The following is a 14,937-nucleotide window of genomic DNA, read 5'->3' as shown; positions in this document are numbered from 1 at the left end:
GGCGCGGTGAGGTCGAAGGCCTCGACCTCACCCTGGGCGCACGATCTCCGTCGGCTCGCAGGGAGGCGGTGTGCTGCCTTCAGCCGTCAGCTCGCTCGGCTCGCCGACCGACCGTGGCCCGGCCGACGAGTCGAGAACAGGAGGCTCAGCGGGCCAGCAGCTCCTGGATCGCCGCCGCGATCTCGTCGGGTGCCTCCTCGGCCATGAAGTGCCCCGCTCGGGTCAGCCGGTGGTCCAGGTCCGGCGCCCACGCCTTCCACACCCCAGCAGCGTCGTAGCCCAGCTGCGCGCCCCAGTCCTGCTGGACGACCGTCACGGGCATGGCCAGCTGCGACCCGGCGTCCAGGTCCGCTTGGTCGTGCACGACGTCGATGCCCGCCGAGGCCCGGTAGTCGGCGACGATCGACGCCACCGCCGCGGCGCTCGCCCGCAGGTACTCGGCACGCACCTCCTGCGGCATGGCGGTCGGGTCGTTGGCCCAAGCGTCGAGGAACGAGCCGAAGAACGCGTCCGCACTGTTGGCGATCATCGCCTCCGGCAGGCCCGGCGGCTGCGCCATGAGGAAGAGGTGGTAGCCGACCGCCGCCGACGCGCCGTGCAGGACGTTCCACATGTCGAGCGTCGGCACGATGTCGAGGATGCCCAGGTGCGTGATGGTCTCAGGGTGGTCCAGCCCCGCCCGGAAGGCGACCAGGGCGCCCCGGTCGTGGCCGACGAGGGCAAAGCGCTCGTGGTCGAGCGCCGTCGCCAGGGTCACGACGTCGGCGGCCATGGTGCGCTTGGCGTACACATCGGGGTCGGTGGCCGCCGGCTTGTCGCTGGCGCCGTAGCCCCGCAGGTCAGGACAGATCACCGTGTGCTCGTCGGCGAGCCGCTCGGCGACGAGTCGCCACATCAGGTGGGTCTGGGGGAAACCGTGCAACAGCACGACCGGGCTGCCGCTGCCGCCGACAGCGGCAGCCAGCTCCACACCGTCCGCACCGGGCAGGCGGATGTGATCGAAGCCGGGAAGGGTGAGCGTCATGAAAGGCCATCTCTTCTGGTGGGGACTGACCGGATCAGCCTGGGCGACGGCGATCAGCAGCCGATCAGTACGGTTGGGCGCAGCCGACCCCTGGCACAGAGGATGGGGGCATGCGAATCGACGTACTCGGTGCCGTGCGGGCCTTCCGCGACGACGGCAGCCCGGTTGGCCTGGGCGGACCCCGCCATCGCGAGGTACTCGCCCGGCTCGTCGCCGCCGAGGGACGGATGGTCACCACCGACACCCTTGTCGACGACCTGTGGACCGATCCGCCGGCCCGCGCCGTGGGCGCTTTGCGTACGTTCGTCGCCGCGCTGCGCCGCGCCCTCGAACCCGACCGGCCGCCCCGCAACCCGCCGCGCGTACTGGTCACCGAAGGTCCCGGCTACGCGCTGCGCCTGCCGCGCGAGGACGTGGACGTCCATCGGTTCCAGGACACCCTGGCCCGCGCCCGGCGCGCCCCCGACGCGGTGACCGGCCTCGGCGCGGTACTCGCGGCCTGGCGCGGGCCCGCCTACGCCGATGTGACCGGCTCCGCGTGGGCGCAGCGTGAGCGGACCCGACTGGAGGAGTTGAGGTTGGAGGGGGTGGAACTGCGCGCCCGCATCCTCCTCGATGCCGGGGAAGGGGCCGATCTCGTCGCCGAACTGGGTGCCCACGTCGCCGAACATCCGTGGCGCGAGCCGGCCTGGGCGCTCCTTGCCCGCGCGCTCCACCGCGCGGGCCGCCAGGCCGACGCGCTGGCCACCCTCCGCCGCGCTCGCGCGATGCTCGTTGATCAACTCGGGCTCGACCCTGGTGCCGACCTCCAGCGCCTGGAGACGGACATCCTCAATGGGTCCGTGCCCCTCGAAGGCGCACGTACCGCATGGACCGGCCCTGGTGTCCGGCTCGGCCCGCGCACCACCGTCGATCTGGCCCGCACCCTCGCACTGGCGGGTGGCGACGCCCTCGTCCACTCGCGGCGCAACCGCCTCGCCGCCGTCCAGGCAGCGGAACGCACGGGAGACCTCTCCCTGACCGCCCGGATCATCGGCGCCTACGACGTGCCCGCCATCTGGAGCCGGGCCGACGACCCCGAGCAGTCCCGCGCCGTCGTCGCGGCTGCCGAACGCACGCTCACCGCACTCGGCCCCGACGGCCCCGCCGACCTGGCCGCCCCCCTCCTGGCCACGGTCGCCGTCGAGAGCCGCAGCGCCGATCTGTCCGGGACCGAGCTGAAGCGCGCGCGACAGGCGGCACGGCAGGCCGAGGCGCTGGCACGGGACCTGGCCGATCCCGCCCTGCTGGCGTTCGCCCTCAACGGGGTGTTCCTGCAGTCCTTCATCCGCCCCGGCCTCGCGGCGGTACGGGACAGGATCGGCGCCGAGATCCTCGACCTGGCCACCCGGCACGAGCTGCCGAACTTCGCCGTACTCGGCCGGCTCGTCCGCCTGCAATCCGCCTCATCCCTCGGCGACCTCGACGCCGCAGCCTCGCACGCCGAGGCCGCCGAACAGCTCGCCGCCACCACCGAGGCGCCTCTCGTCTCCGTCCTCACCGGGTGGTTCCGGGCCCGGGCCACGGCCGCCCGCAGCACCGAACCCGGCGGACCGACCGCCGCCACGGCCGCAGCGCACTACCGCGCTGCCGAGGACGCCCTCCAGACGGCCGGAATGCCGGGGCTGCACCGTGGCCTGTTCCCGCTCGCTCTACTGGGGCTGCGCCTGCTGCACGACCGGCCCGCGCCCACCGATCCGCACCTCGAGTGGGGGCCGTACCGACCCTGGGCGCGACCCCTCGTACTGCTCGCCCAGAACCGGGTCGAGCAGGCCCGTGCCGCCCTCGCCGCGGTGCCCGAACCACCGCCTGACCACATGCAGGAGGCGCTGTGGTGCCTGACTGCCCGCGCCGCCGTACGCCTCGGCGAGCGCAGAACCGCCGCACGCGCCGAGGCTGCCCTGCGCGATGCCCATGCAGAACACGCCGGCGCCGCCAGCGGCATGCTGACCCTGGGCCCGGTGGCGCGGTATCTGGCAGAGGCGGAGGCATGCGCCGGAGCCGGGTAAGCGACAGCAATCCGCGAGCCCGAGCCCGTGCGCGCCCGCCCCACGGCCCCAGCGTGATCAGGTCGCCAGGGCGTTCAGAGGGCGTCCATCGCCGCCGCCAGGCGGTCGGTGACGGTCCCGGCGCCGCGCGTGATGATCCAGTTCGCGAAGGTCGCCGTGGCGATCTGGGCGACAGCCCTGGCAGGGTGCGGTGCATTCGGGGCTTGGGTGTTGGTTTGTGCAATGTGCCTTATTCGTCGTGACGTGGCTGGTCAGGGCGGTTGTTGTTCGGGGTCCGTCCGAGGATTGAGCGGGCGGCGTTCGCGTAGCGGATGGCGGATCCTGTCGCTGCCTCCCCTTTCGGTGAAGCGCGGCGGCGGTCCGGCGTACCGCCGCGCATGCCCGCCGCCGCGGCGAGTACGACCCCTCCCGTACGGGGCGCCGCGGAAGCGGCCGAAGAGCAAGGAGTGTCGGAAGTGATTCGAAAGCTGCAGGCGGTCGCGCTGGACTGCGCCGATCCGGTACGGCTCGCGGAGTTCTACGCAGATCTGCTCGGCGGGCGGGTGGTCGCGGATCCGGAGAATCCCGACTGGGTCGAGGTGCACGGGTTCGAGGGGACGCCGCTGGCCTGCCAGCGGGTGGACGGCTACCGAGCGCCCGAATGGCCCGGCCAGGAGCGCCCGCAGCAGCTCCACCTGGACTTCGACGTGGACGACCTCGACGGCGAGGAGAAGCGGGCGCTCGCCCTCGGCGCGACCGTGCTGGAGCGGACGGACCAGCTCCGCCCGGAGGCCAACTGGCGGATTTACGCGGACCCGGCCGGCCATCCGTTCTGCCTCTGCCTCCACTGAGTCCACCGGACCCATCGCAGTCGCTGAGGCGCCGCATCAGGATCGGCCGTCGGGCGGGGACTTCGGCCCCGGGTTCGATCAGCCAGGCGCAGCCCAGCGACACGGCCGGCACCAGCGCGTCGACGCGGGGGTGGGGTTTGTGCAATGTGTTCGAGAAGTCGATTGGTCCCGGTGCGCGATCTACCTCGCCGACGCCCTCATCTGCTACCGCCTCTACACAACTGAGGCGATCTTTTATTGGTTTGCCGCCGGCCGGCCCGGTCGGATAGGAAGCTTGCATGCTAAAGGGCAGCAAGGTCGGGCTCAGGGCCCGGCACGAGGACGACATCCCGATCCTGCAGGCCGAGCTCGCCGACGACGTGGTCAACGCCTCGCGGGCCGCAAGCGGGCCGTGGCGGCCGATCACGCCCGGCTCGCAGGAGTCGTCGTTCGTGGTGGACGACAAGGAGCAGGGGCACGTCCCGTTCTCCGTGGTGGAGCTGGACGGCGGCACGCTGGTCGGCGCCGCGACACTGTGGGGCATCGACAACCACAACCGGTCCGCGCACGTCGGGCTGGGGCTGCTGCCGTCCTCGCGCGGCAAGGGCTACGGCACCGACGTGGTCGCGGTGCTGTGCCACTACGGTTTCGTCGTGCGCGGCCTGCAACGGCTGCAGATCGAGACGCTGTCGGACAACGCCGCGATGCTGCGCTCCGCCGAGCGCAACGGCTTCGTCCGCGAGGGCGTGCTGCGCTCCTCGGCCTGGGTGATGGGCGAGTTCCTGGACGAGGTGCTGCTCGGGCTCCTCGTCCAGGACTGGAAGCCGGACTCGAAGGGCTAGTGTCCTGCGCCAGAGATCCGTCGGCAGAAGTGAGCGAGGGAGTCGAGGATTTCTTCGGCCGTCTTGGTCCAGATGAACGGCTTGGGGTCTTCGTTCCAGTCCTTGACCCACGCGCGGATGTCGGCTTCGAGGGCCTGGACGTTCTTGTGTGCGCCACGGCGGATCTTCTGGTCGGCCAGGAAGCCGAACCACCGCTCGACCTGGTTGGTCCAGGAGGAGCCGGTCGGGGTGAAGTGCATCTGGAACCGGGGGTGTTCGGCCAGCCACGTCCTGATCACGGGCGTCTTGTGGGTGCCGTAGATGCCCCTATGTTTCGTCAAGTAGCGGAGAGCGGCACTGGAATCGTCGTCGTCGATCGGATATGCCGGTAGATCTCGCGCGCGACGTAGCGTTTGAGGCAGCGGATTATCTCGCGCTTCGACATGCCTTGTTTGGTGCGTCGCTCCGGGTAGGAGCGGGTGCGTTCGTCCCAGCGTATGCGCGTCATGACGATGCGGTAGAGGGCGGCGTTGGCCTGCCGGTTACCGCCGCGGTTGAGTCGTCGACGCTGGGTCTTTCCGGAGGACTGCTCGACCGGGCTGACGCCACACAGGACGGCGAAGGATACCTCGTTGGCGAGCCGTTCTGGGTTGTCGCCGGCGGCGATGAGGAGGGCCGCGGCACTGTCGGGCCCTATGCCGACGATCTCCAGCAGTTTCGGACGGTGGGTGCTGACGGCTCGGGTGACACGGCGGGTGAGCTCCTTGACCTCGCAACTCAGGTGCTGGATGCGCTGTGCCAGCAGCCGGAGTGTGAACGCGGCTGCGTCATCGGTGTCGGCAAGGTCCGCGCACCGGGCGATCAGAGCCGGGTTCCGCAGTCCGGACATGGACTCGCGCAACTCAGGATCGGTGCCCAGTAGTACGGCCTTGAGCTGGTTCATCGCCTGGGTACGGGCCTTGACGGCCGATTCCTTGGCCGGTCTCAGGACGCGCATGTCGGCGGCCGGGTCCCTCGCCCGTCTTGGGCGTGGTGGTGGCGCGTCCGGACAGGACCGCGCGGGCGGCGGCATCCGCGTCGACGGCGTCGGTCTTGCCCCGCTTGCGCCGGATGGCACGGTCGGGCTGATTGACCTCGATGACCTGGACGTTCTCCCGGTGCAGGAAACGAGCCAGCGCCGCTCCGTAGGAGCCGGTGCACTCCACTCCGGCACGGTGCAGGATGCCGAAGGAGCGTGCCCAGGAGAGGAGTTGACGGTATCCGGCAGCGGTCGTCGGGAACTCCTGGTGAGCCAGCAGTGCCCCGAGCACGGTGATCACTGCGGCGACGTGCACGTCTTTTGTGGGTGTCCACCCCGAGGATTACGTCCTCTGCGGGCTGCGCTCCCGCTGTGCGGGCAGCGTCGGCTGGGGCATGCTGGTGACGGTCACGCGGCTCCTTCATCGGCTGGGGCTGATGGCCGACGCCGGGCCGGGTGGGCGGTCAGAACTGTGATGGTGCCTTGTGGGGCAAGGCCCCTAGCGGGACACACCCGCCGGTCCGGCGGCAGCAAGCATCGCCGGGGGGCCGGAGCCGACAGATCTACTCCAAGGCAACTGAGGCCAGTTGTCACACGGGTCAGGCTCCGGCCCCCGACGACGCCCCACGAGTCTCACAGTTGTCACAGACGAACGGCTGCGTGAGCAGATCACCCAGCTCAGCGAGCAACTCGCCGCCGCCGAACGGCCTTTGGAGCGGTTCGAGATCACACGCGAGACCATCCTGGAACTGGACGCCGAGGACGGTCTCCCGCCACCCGAACCGCTTCCGCCCGGTTACCACGAGATCCTGGCCGCCATCGAGCAGGCCGCGGACGCGCTCCGCGCCAAGGACGTGTGCAAGGCGCTGGGCACCGGCACCGAACCGCGGCACACCGAGGGCATGCGCGCCAAGCTGAAACACTTGGTCAACAGAGGCATCCTCACCGAGCCCGAGCCAGGTCTGTTCACCCTGCCCCGGCCGACACCACACACTGAGCTGCCCTCGGTTCCGTGGAGTCCTCGGCCCGCAGGAGGGTGGTGGCGTGCCGGGCATCCAGGCGGAGCTTGGTCAGGATGCGCCAGTTCTTCAGATGGGCGAATGCGTGCTCACAGGCGGCGCGTTCGGCGGAGATCAACTTGTTGACCTGCTTCTTCGCCGTGGTGAGGGGCTTGGCGGGCGGCCTTGAAGCCGGTGATGATCACTGGGTTGTCGAGGTCGTCGTCCAGGCCGGTGAAGCCGAGGTCGGCGATGGCACCGAGTCCGACCCCGTGGAGGTGGCCGAAGACGGACATCATCACAGCGACCACCACTCCCCACGTGGCTGCTCAACACACGGCCACGTGGCGGAAGATCAGTGAAGCGGAGTTCCGGGAGATCCAGCAGAAGCACACGGCAGGCCGTATGCAGCTGTAGCGCGCCGCCGCCTCAGCCGGTCTCATCGGGAACGACTGACCTCGCCTCGATGAGTCGCATGCAAGGATGTCACCCGTGACCGGATCGTCTTCCTCGCCTGTCGCCGAGGGCACGCCTGGCAACTACGGTTTGGGTTCCCGTGTCGCTGCCGTGCTGGTGTTCGGGTCCTCGGCCGCAGTCCTGGTGGTCGAGATCGTCGCTTTGCGGCTGCTGGCTCCCTACCTCGGCCTCACCCTCGAGACCAGCACCATGGTGATCGGCATCGCCCTCACCGCGATCGCCCTCGGCTCCTGGCTGGGTGGGCGCATCGCCGACCAGGTCAATCCACGCCGGCTCTTAGGCCCCTCGCTCGGGGTGTCGGGAGCGGTCGTGGCGCTCACTCCTGCCGTGCTGCGCACCACTGCGGAGTGGGCACCAGCGATGCTCTTGTTGATCGCGTCGCTGACCATCCTCGTGCCGGGCGCGCTGCTCTCTGCGGTGACGCCGATCGTGACCAAATTGCGTCTCACCAGCCTCGCCGAGACCGGAACGGTTGTCGGCCGGCTGTCCGGCGTCGGCACCGTCGGCGCCATCGTCGGCACCGTCCTCACCGGCTTCGTCCTCGTATCGCGGTTGCCGGTCAGCGGCATCCTGATCGGCCTCGGAACACTGCTGGTCGTCGGCTCGGCGCTGGTCGAGTGGCGCACGCGCGGGTGGAGCAGCGTCCCGGCCCTGACACTCGTGATCATTGCCGGCGGCCTCGCCGCCATGGTCGCACCCGGTGGCTGCGACACGGAGACCAAGTACCACTGCGCACGGCTCGTCGCAGACCCCGACCGGGGCGGCGGCCGCACCCTCGTTCTGGACGGCTTGCGGCACTCCTACGTCGACATCGACGACCCGACCTTCCTGGAGTTCACGTATGTGCGCGCCATCGCGTCGATGGTCGATGCCGCCTTTCCCCAAGGTGAGCCACTTGCTGCCTACCACCTGGGCGGCGGCGGGCTCACGTTTCCCCGTTACCTCGCGGCCACGCGGCCCGGGACGCGCAGCCTTGTATCCGAGATCGACAGCGGGGTCGTGCGCATCAACCGCGACCAACTCGGTCTGGGATCACAAGCCGATATCGACGTACGCGCCGAGGACGGCAGGCTCGGCCTGCGGCGACTGGACACCGGCAGTCGTGACCTCGTCGTCGGCGACGCCTTCGGGGGCGTCAGCGTGCCGTGGCACCTCACCACGGTGGAAGCGATGACTGACGTACGGCGGGTGCTCAACGAGGACGGCCTGTACGTTGCCAACCTCATCGATCACGGTGATATGGCCTTCGCGCGTGCCGAAGTAGCCACCCTCAGCGAGGCCTTCGAGCACGTCGTCCTCGTCGGCGAACCCACCGATATCGGCCTCGACCCGACCGCCGCCGCCGAGGGCGGCAATCTGGTGGTGCTCGCCTCCGACCGGCCGGTCGACCTACGCGCGACCCAGGAAGCGCTGGACGCCCGGCAAACCGGCTGGAAGATCGCCACCGGCGACGACCTCACCTCCTGGACCGGCGATGCCCAACTGCTCACCGACGACTACGCACCCGTCGACCAGCTCCTCCAGCCCTCCAGCGCACGGAGCAGCCAGTGACAGGACACACCTCCAGGCCCTGCCGCCGCACCTGAACAAGCTGCCCCCGAGGCTGCTATATCGCGTCAAGCCGCTTGAGGAAGATCTTCGAGGTTCCTTCCGCTGGTGCGGTCGGAGCGTTCGAGGATCTTGAAGAGCTGTCGGCAGATGGTTCGCTTGAGGCAGGGTTGTGCGTCGCGGGAGGTCTTGCCCTCGGCGATTCTGCGGGCGGCGTAGGTCTTCGTGGCCGGGTCGAGCCGCATCCGGATCAGGGTGATGGTGTGCAGGGCCCGGTTGAGCTGCCGGTCGCCGCTGCGGTTGATCCGGTGCCGGTTGGTGAACCCTGGGGATGCGGGTATCGGTGAGACTCCGGCAAAGGAGGCGAAAGCGGCTTCGGACCGGAACCGGCCCGGGTGCGGCCAGCTGACCATGATCTGGGGGTGGTCCTACGTTGTTGATGGGTCGGATGGGCTGTCGTCCGGTTCGGAGGATCCAGTAGCCCCGGGTATGGCTTGGGGGTGGTTGCCTTCGATGGTTCCTGTGACACCTGGCCGCCCGGGACCGCACGACGACTCGACCACTGATGAGGAGCTACGAGCCCACGGGTATCGCTGAGTAGGACCATGCTGGCGGGGTCGTCCGGATGCACGGAGTACGCCGAACGACCGGAGGAGCCTCGCCAATCTGCCGCCGGACACGATCGTCATCCCGTCCTCGGCAGCTGGTAGTCCGAGGACGGGGCGCTATGTGGTCTCAGGCCTCCACATAGGCGACGACGACCACGGTGCGCAGGGCGGTGACGTAATAGATGACGCGGACGTCGTCGACGGCGTCCGCGTACTCGCGCAGCTCGGGGTGGGAGCCGGGAATCGGGCTGCCGAGGTCGGGGGCGACGGACAGCGCGGTCAGGGCGCGGTCCAGGGCGTGGATCTCAGCTTCGTCGATGATGGCTTCGATCTGCTTGGCGGCGGAGTCCGTGAAGAAGATCCGCGCGCGGCCGGAGGCGTGCTTGGGCATCAGGCGACGTGCCCACGCCGGGTCTGCAGCTGGGCGAGCTTGGCCTCGCGCAATTCCTCCCAGGGCACGCAGTCCTCGATAGCGGGCAGGCCGTTGGCAGCGATGTCCTCGAGGACGGCGGCGACCTGGTCGGCCTGCTCACGCTTGCGTGCGGCGTACGCGCGCAGCGCGTCCGCTCCCTCAGGGGTCAGCGGCTCACGGCCCGGTGCCGGCTGCAGGGGGTCATGCTCGCTCATCGTGGCACTCCTGCTCTCCTGTTGGGATTCACGGTAGCGCCCACCGGTCCTGGGGCGCTCCGTCTGGACGAAAGATGGTCTCGGATCCCGCAGGCCTGCCGGGCGCGGGTCAGTGGGGCTCCAACCGGGGTTTCGGATGGCCGTAGTCGGCGTCTTTCATGTGGTCGCAGACGGACTCCCGCGGGGTGAAGGCGGCGCCGGTCTCTCTTGCGAAGACGGGGAAGAAGCGCTGGGCCTCGGGTGACTGGCCGGTCGTCGTCCAATGGTAGTCCTCCGCTCCTCAGCATCGCGCGCAGCACCAGGAGCCGTCCCAGGCCCTGGCGCTGCCAGTGGTCCGCGATGGAGATCTTCGCGATGTGGCCGCGCCGGCATGCAGAGCAGGTGTTGCCACGACAGCACCGCCGCATCCCAGCCTGTCCGGTCGCACACGCGCAGGACCTGGAAGTCCCCGTCGCGCTCTGCCAGGTAGTACAGCCACAGCTGCTGCCGGAAGGGATGCCGGCGCAGTATCCGCTTCCATTCCCGGTGTGCCAACGCGCGGCAGTTGTCACCCGCGGGTTGTCTCGACCTGCGATCTCCCACGAGCAAGGCACCGTGTGTGTCACCCGCGGGGCAAGCTGCTTGGCACCGCAACGCGGGCGGCACAGCAGTTGTCACCCCTTCCCGCGGGCGAGCGGCGTAACGTCAAAAAGGGCTGGCCGTGTTGCGCACCAGCGAGCCAGGATCGGACCTGTGATGCACCATGCTCACGAGGATGCCGAACTGCTGGCCTTGGTTCGCCGCTATGTCACTCCCGAGCGCCGCTATCTGAAGCTCAGCGGCAGCTTGCTGCGCATGCGAAGTCCTGAGTACGACCGATTCGTGCGAGATCTCGGCGAAGACGCGGGACTCATCAACGCGCAAGAGATCGCCACCCTCCTTGAGGGCGGTTGGCGGGAGCGGAGGACTGCCGCATGGCTCGTGGCCGTCTCCCGCCGGACCGAGTTCCGCGAGCGCCTCGGGGAGCTCCTGCTGGCCAGCAAGGTCTGCTGTGCTGGGCTCGCTTATTGCGTGGCCCTGGCCAGTTTCGGCACACCGCGCGACGCTGATCTGCTCACCGCCTATCTTGATCGCTATCTTCGCCGCCCCGACCTCGCATACGACCAGACCGTGGCCATGGGCGCTCTCGTGTTCATCGACCTGAATCTCGGAGGCGACCAAGCCGCGCGTTTCCTGGGCTCGGGTGGCTTGTGGCAACAATGGCTCCAGGATGCGTCCCACATGCAGCGCACCGCGGACCCCGCCACCTACCTGAGCCTGATTCGCCGGCTCTGCGCCTTCGTCGACGAATGCGCCGAAGCGTGACGCTGATCGATAGTTGGCCAAGGCCGGGTAGTTAGCGTTTTCGCAGGTCACACAAGGGAGTTGAGAAAGTCCTGACACGGAGCAACGGAGCTCGTTGGTACAGGCAGTCGTCCAAGACAGCTTGTTACCGAAGGAGCTCCGTTGCCCGGTCATTGTGTCCTGCCGTCGCCGCTGGCGACCATCACCCGTACGGTCACTGTGGCCGCGGGCCGGTTCGCGCCGGGTCATCTGGGGGAGCTGACGGCGATCGTGCCGTTCGAGCTGGTCGACGCGGTCTTGTCGGAGACGAGGGTCGTGCAGCGGCGGCTGCGGGATCTGCCCTCGCGGGTCGGGGTCTACTTCCTGCTGGCGATGTGCATGTTCCCCGAGGTCGGCTACCGGCTCGTCTGGGCCAAGCTGACGGCCGGCCTGTCGGGGATGCCGGTTGTCCGCCCGAGCACGAAGGCACTCCGTGATCTGCGCCGCCGACTCGGCAGCGCGCCGGTGCGTGCGTTGTTCGAGGTGCTGGCCGGGCCGTTGGCCCGGCCAACCATGCCGGGAGTGCGGTTCGGCCCGTATCGGACAGTGTCGTTCGACGGCTGCAGCTCGATCAAGGTGCCTGACAGCGAACGCAACCGGGGCTGGCTGGGGCGGTGCCCCCACGGCGGGTATCCCCAGGTCGAGCTGATGACGCTGGTCGAGACCGGCACCCGGGCCGTCATCGCAGCGGTCTTCGGTCCCACCCGGGAGGGTGAAACCTCCTACGCCACCAGGCTGTTGCACCATCTGAGCCCCGAGATGCTGGTGCTGTGGGACCGGGGCTTCGACAGCAACGACTTCCTCACCGCCGCGCACGCCACCGGCGCACAGGTCCTGGCCGCATCCGCCAGCGCCGCCGCCCACCAGTCCTTCAAACTCTCGCCGACTCCTCCTACCTCTCGGTCATCGGCGGCGTCCCGGTGCGCATCATCGAAGCCCAGGTGAGTATCACCTGCACCGATGGCAGCACCTTCGAGGGCTCCTACCGTCTGGTGACCACGCTCCTGGACGCCCGCCGCTACCCCGCCGACCGCCTCGTGTGCCTGTATCACGAGCGCTGGGAGCACGAGAGCGCCTACTACGCCTTGCGCCACACCATCCTGCACGGGCGTGTCCTGCGCTCGCACGACCCGGCCGGCGTCGAGCAGGAGGTGTGGGCCGTGCTCGCCCTCTACCAGGTTCTGCGACGCACCATGGTCCAGGCGGCGGAGTCCCAGCCAGGCACCGATCCCGACCGCTGCGGGTTCACCGTCGCCCTCCAGACCGCCCGTGACCTGCTGGTATGCGCGGAAGGAGTCTTCGAGCAGGGCACCGGGGAGATCGGCCGACGCGTCCTGTCGGCGCTATCGCCCGCACGCCGGGGCCGCGTCAGCACCCGCAAGGTGAAGTCCCCCATCTCCCGCTACGCGGAAAGGAAACTGGACGGCCGCCCCGACGCCAGCAAGACCGTGACCTCGACGGTGATCACTCTCCTGCCGCCGCCGGCGCCGGAGCCCGCACTGCCCACGACCACGGTCCCCCAGTACGTCGGCCCCGGCCAGAGCAGCAACCGCATGACACGTGTCCTGGCCATCCTGCAGGCAGAACCCGAACGGCTATGGCGCTCAAGGGAGATCGCCGAACTCCTCGGCGACGCCACCCTCGTCGCCACCTATCGACAACTCGCCCGCTGGACCGAGAAGGGAATGATCAAGAGGGTCCGCACCGGGCGCTACGCGGCAGTCACGCGGGAAACGGCCCCCTTGCGTGACCTGCGAAAACGCTAACTACCCGGCCTTGGGGAAACTTCAGAGTCCGTGTCACCAAAGGCTGAGCGCACACGTCAGGCAGGCTCGTGAGCCACTGGGCAGTTCCACTGAGTACGATGCGTCGGTGATCTCGCCCAGAGCCGGCAACCCGCGGCAGTTGCTCGTCATCGCCTGCGCAGTTGCTGCCCTGGCCGTTGTGATCCTGGGTTGGTGTGCAGCACAAACCGTGCGCCCAGACTGCGTCGTCGGCATCTCCAAGCTCACCGACGGCAACGGGCACACGCTTCCCGACGTGAACGGCCGAGTGTGGTCGGACAAGGAACTTGCCGATCGCGCATACAAGCAGGCCGTTGACTCAGGCCACTGCGATCCGCCCCGTGCCCGCTGGAAGCAGTGGCTCGGCTGACTGTCCTGCCATGCCGTTTCCGTGGCGGTCAATCTTCGGTGGCAACCAGTCAAAGTTCAGTGGCACGGGACAGCCATCTCGATCCGTAGTTGGCCAGCGCCCCGTTTCGACTGCCCAAGACAGGCCCAGGCGCCTGTCGGAGGCTCAGCCGCTCATCTTAGTTCGGTGACCCGCGTCACACCCGGCTCCTGTCAGCAATCGGGGCGCCGTCTCGTTCAAGGGGCACGCGAACGAGACAGGAGCAACGCCATGAAGCACCGCATCGTCGTACTCGGCGCCGGATACGCCGGGACCTTCGCCGCCGGAAACCTGGCCCGCCGGCTCTCCCCCGCCGACACCGAGATCACCGTCGTCAACGCCGAGCCCGACTTCGTCGAGCGGATGCGGCTCCACCAGCTCGCGATCGGCCAGCACCTCGCGTTCCGCAAGCTCGCCGACGTATTCGGGGGCACCGGGGTGCGGCTGCGCCTGGCACGCGTCACCGGCGTCGGCCCCGAGCGCAGGACCGTCGCCGTGACCGGCGAGGACGGCGACGGCGAACTCGCGTACGACACGCTTCTCTACGCGCTCGGCAGCTCCGTAGCCCATCATGGCGTCCCCGGCGTGGCCGAGTACGCCTTCGATGTGACCGGCCGGTCCTCGGCGCTGCGTCTGCGCGAGCGCCTGGCCGGCCTGGGCGAGGGCGGCACCGTGCTGGTCGTCGGTGAGGGGCTGACCGGCATCGAGACCGCCACCGAGTTCGCCGAGTCCCGGCCCGACCTCTCGGTCGCACTCGCCGCCCGCGGCGAGCTGGGCGCCTGGCTCTCCCCGAAGGCCCGCCGTCACCTGCGCCAGGCCTTCGACCGGCTCGGCATCACCGTCCACGAGCACACCGGCATCGAAGCCGTCGAGCCGACACGGGCGATCGCCGCCGACGGTAGGTCCATCCCGGCCGACGTGACCGTGTGGTCGGCCGGGTTCGCCGTGCACCCCATCGCGGCCGCCAGCGGCCTGGAGGTCGCCGAGACCGGCCAGATCGTCGTCGACCGCACCATGCGCTCGGTCTCGCACCCGGACGTCTACGCCGCCGGTGACTGCGCCTACGCGATCGGCGAGAACGGCCAGCCGCTGCCGATGTCCTGCGCCTCGGCCGGCTACACCAACATGCAGGCGACCGCCGCGATCATCGCGCGCCTGACGGGCAGCAAGGTCCCGACCACCGGGCTGAAGTACCACGGCAACCACATCAGCCTCGGGCGGCGGGACGCGATCTTCCAGATGGTGGACGGGGACGTCCGGTCGAAGTCCTGGTACCTGGGCGGCCGGACCGCCGCGCGGCTCAAGTCGGGCGTGCTCAAGGGGGCCGGGTGGGGCATCGCCCACCCGACCTTCGGCATGCCGAAACGCAAGCGCCGCCTGGCCACCGCACCGGACCGGGCCGGTGTGAGGGTCGCCGCATAGCCT

19 protein-coding genes and 1 pseudogene are annotated in these 14,937 nt (G+C 69.4%); 11 read left to right on the top strand and 9 right to left on the bottom strand.

Annotated elements, in window-relative coordinates; genetic code table 11:
* Positions 1-145: 145 nt before the first annotated feature.
* Positions 146-1,024, bottom strand: a complete 879-nt coding sequence (locus tag StrepF001_RS12255) for an alpha/beta hydrolase (protein ID WP_129798258.1) — start codon at positions 1,022-1,024, stop codon at positions 146-148.
* Between the two features lie 110 nt (positions 1,025-1,134).
* On the opposite strand from StrepF001_RS12255, the gene StrepF001_RS12250 reads away from it, so the two are divergent.
* The 3 genes from StrepF001_RS12250 (at position 1,135) to StrepF001_RS12240 (ending at position 4,723) form a co-directional block, all read left to right on the top strand.
* Complete coding sequence (locus tag StrepF001_RS12250) at positions 1,135-3,072, top strand: AfsR/SARP family transcriptional regulator (RefSeq protein WP_129798257.1); 1,938 nt, start codon at positions 1,135-1,137, stop codon at positions 3,070-3,072.
* Positions 3,073-3,527: 455 nt separating this feature from the next.
* A complete protein-coding gene (locus StrepF001_RS12245; RefSeq protein ID WP_165396238.1) occupies positions 3,528-3,902 on the top strand; it encodes a VOC family protein in 375 nt (124 codons plus the stop codon).
* A gap of 278 nt (positions 3,903-4,180) precedes the next feature.
* Positions 4,181-4,723 carry a GNAT family protein gene (locus StrepF001_RS12240; RefSeq protein ID WP_129798255.1) on the top strand — a complete coding sequence of 181 codons (543 nt, stop codon included), beginning with the start codon at positions 4,181-4,183 and terminating at the stop codon, positions 4,721-4,723.
* Here StrepF001_RS12240 and StrepF001_RS12235 read toward each other — a convergent pair.
* The 3 genes and pseudogenes from StrepF001_RS12235 to StrepF001_RS50060 form a co-directional block, all read right to left on the bottom strand.
* Positions 4,720-5,022, bottom strand: a pseudogene (locus tag StrepF001_RS12235) (transposase); the annotation flags it as partial. The gene StrepF001_RS12240 and the pseudogene StrepF001_RS12235 sit on opposite strands and share 4 nt — an antisense overlap.
* Positions 5,023-5,039: 17 nt before the next feature.
* Complete coding sequence (locus StrepF001_RS50065) at positions 5,040-5,699, bottom strand: transposase (protein WP_346656926.1); 660 nt, start codon at positions 5,697-5,699, stop codon at positions 5,040-5,042.
* Positions 5,605-6,036, bottom strand: coding sequence for a transposase (locus tag StrepF001_RS50060; RefSeq protein ID WP_346656925.1), 432 nt, complete (start codon positions 6,034-6,036; stop codon positions 5,605-5,607). The genes StrepF001_RS50065 and StrepF001_RS50060 overlap by 95 nt, the downstream gene beginning before the upstream one ends.
* Positions 6,037-6,043: 7 nt before the next feature.
* On the opposite strand from StrepF001_RS50060, the gene StrepF001_RS45565 reads away from it, so the two are divergent.
* The gene (locus tag StrepF001_RS45565; RefSeq protein ID WP_165396190.1) at positions 6,044-6,196 is read left to right on the top strand and encodes a hypothetical protein; all 153 of its coding nucleotides are present in this window, start codon (positions 6,044-6,046) and stop codon (positions 6,194-6,196) included.
* A gap of 123 nt (positions 6,197-6,319) precedes the next feature.
* Here StrepF001_RS45565 and StrepF001_RS45560 read toward each other — a convergent pair whose 3' ends face one another.
* Together StrepF001_RS45560 and StrepF001_RS47680 are read right to left on the bottom strand one after the other, a co-directional pair.
* Positions 6,320-6,613 (bottom strand): hypothetical protein, encoded by a 294-nt coding sequence (locus StrepF001_RS45560; RefSeq protein ID WP_165396237.1) that lies wholly within the window; start codon positions 6,611-6,613, stop codon positions 6,320-6,322.
* A gap of 73 nt (positions 6,614-6,686) precedes the next feature.
* On the bottom strand, positions 6,687-6,857 hold the full coding sequence (locus StrepF001_RS47680) for a hypothetical protein (RefSeq protein WP_240797434.1): 171 nt from the start codon (positions 6,855-6,857) through the stop codon (positions 6,687-6,689).
* Here StrepF001_RS47680 and StrepF001_RS47675 point away from each other — a divergent pair.
* Both StrepF001_RS47675 and StrepF001_RS12215 read left to right on the top strand, forming a co-directional pair.
* Positions 6,796-7,080 carry a hypothetical protein gene (locus StrepF001_RS47675; RefSeq protein WP_240797485.1) on the top strand — a complete coding sequence of 95 codons (285 nt, stop codon included), beginning with the start codon at positions 6,796-6,798 and terminating at the stop codon, positions 7,078-7,080. The genes StrepF001_RS47680 and StrepF001_RS47675 overlap by 62 nt on opposite strands.
* Positions 7,081-7,210: 130 nt before the next feature.
* The gene (locus StrepF001_RS12215) at positions 7,211-8,746 is read left to right on the top strand and encodes a fused MFS/spermidine synthase (RefSeq protein WP_129798254.1); all 1,536 of its coding nucleotides are present in this window, start codon (positions 7,211-7,213) and stop codon (positions 8,744-8,746) included.
* A 65-nt stretch (positions 8,747-8,811) separates the two neighbouring features.
* Here the strand turns inward: StrepF001_RS12215 and StrepF001_RS12210 are convergent, their stop codons facing one another.
* From StrepF001_RS12210 to StrepF001_RS12200, 3 genes are all read right to left on the bottom strand, one after another.
* Positions 8,812-9,156 carry an IS110 family transposase gene (locus tag StrepF001_RS12210; RefSeq protein WP_240797433.1) on the bottom strand — a complete coding sequence of 115 codons (345 nt, stop codon included), beginning with the start codon at positions 9,154-9,156 and terminating at the stop codon, positions 8,812-8,814.
* A 322-nt stretch (positions 9,157-9,478) separates the two neighbouring features.
* Complete coding sequence (locus StrepF001_RS12205; protein WP_129798253.1) at positions 9,479-9,742, bottom strand: type II toxin-antitoxin system RelE/ParE family toxin; 264 nt, start codon at positions 9,740-9,742, stop codon at positions 9,479-9,481.
* Positions 9,742-9,978, bottom strand: coding sequence for a hypothetical protein (locus tag StrepF001_RS12200; protein ID WP_129798252.1), 237 nt, complete (start codon positions 9,976-9,978; stop codon positions 9,742-9,744). The genes StrepF001_RS12205 and StrepF001_RS12200 overlap by 1 nt, the downstream gene beginning before the upstream one ends.
* 735 nt (positions 9,979-10,713) lie before the next feature.
* Here StrepF001_RS12200 and StrepF001_RS12195 point away from each other — a divergent pair.
* From StrepF001_RS12195 to StrepF001_RS12175, 5 genes are all read left to right on the top strand, one after another.
* Positions 10,714-11,322, top strand: coding sequence for a DUF6000 family protein (locus StrepF001_RS12195; RefSeq protein ID WP_129798448.1), 609 nt, complete (start codon positions 10,714-10,716; stop codon positions 11,320-11,322).
* Positions 11,323-11,463: 141 nt separating this feature from the next.
* A complete protein-coding gene (locus StrepF001_RS12190; RefSeq protein WP_129798251.1) occupies positions 11,464-12,285 on the top strand; it encodes a transposase domain-containing protein in 822 nt (273 codons plus the stop codon).
* Positions 12,282-13,106, top strand: coding sequence for a hypothetical protein (locus StrepF001_RS12185; RefSeq protein ID WP_129798250.1), 825 nt, complete (start codon positions 12,282-12,284; stop codon positions 13,104-13,106). Before StrepF001_RS12190 ends, StrepF001_RS12185 begins: the two co-directional genes overlap by 4 nt.
* A gap of 106 nt (positions 13,107-13,212) precedes the next feature.
* Positions 13,213-13,494, top strand: coding sequence for a hypothetical protein (locus tag StrepF001_RS12180; RefSeq protein WP_129798249.1), 282 nt, complete (start codon positions 13,213-13,215; stop codon positions 13,492-13,494).
* A 249-nt stretch (positions 13,495-13,743) separates the two neighbouring features.
* Positions 13,744-14,934 carry an FAD-dependent oxidoreductase gene (locus tag StrepF001_RS12175; protein ID WP_129798248.1) on the top strand — a complete coding sequence of 397 codons (1,191 nt, stop codon included), beginning with the start codon at positions 13,744-13,746 and terminating at the stop codon, positions 14,932-14,934.
* Positions 14,935-14,937 lie beyond the last annotated feature (3 nt).

The sequence above is a fragment of the Streptomyces sp. F001 genome (assembly GCF_004187715.1).
In the GTDB taxonomy this organism is placed as follows: domain Bacteria; phylum Actinomycetota; class Actinomycetes; order Streptomycetales; family Streptomycetaceae; genus Streptomyces; species Streptomyces flavusporus.
The sequence above is the reverse complement of the archived record's forward strand: the minus strand, read 5'-3'. Positions and strand labels throughout refer to the sequence as shown.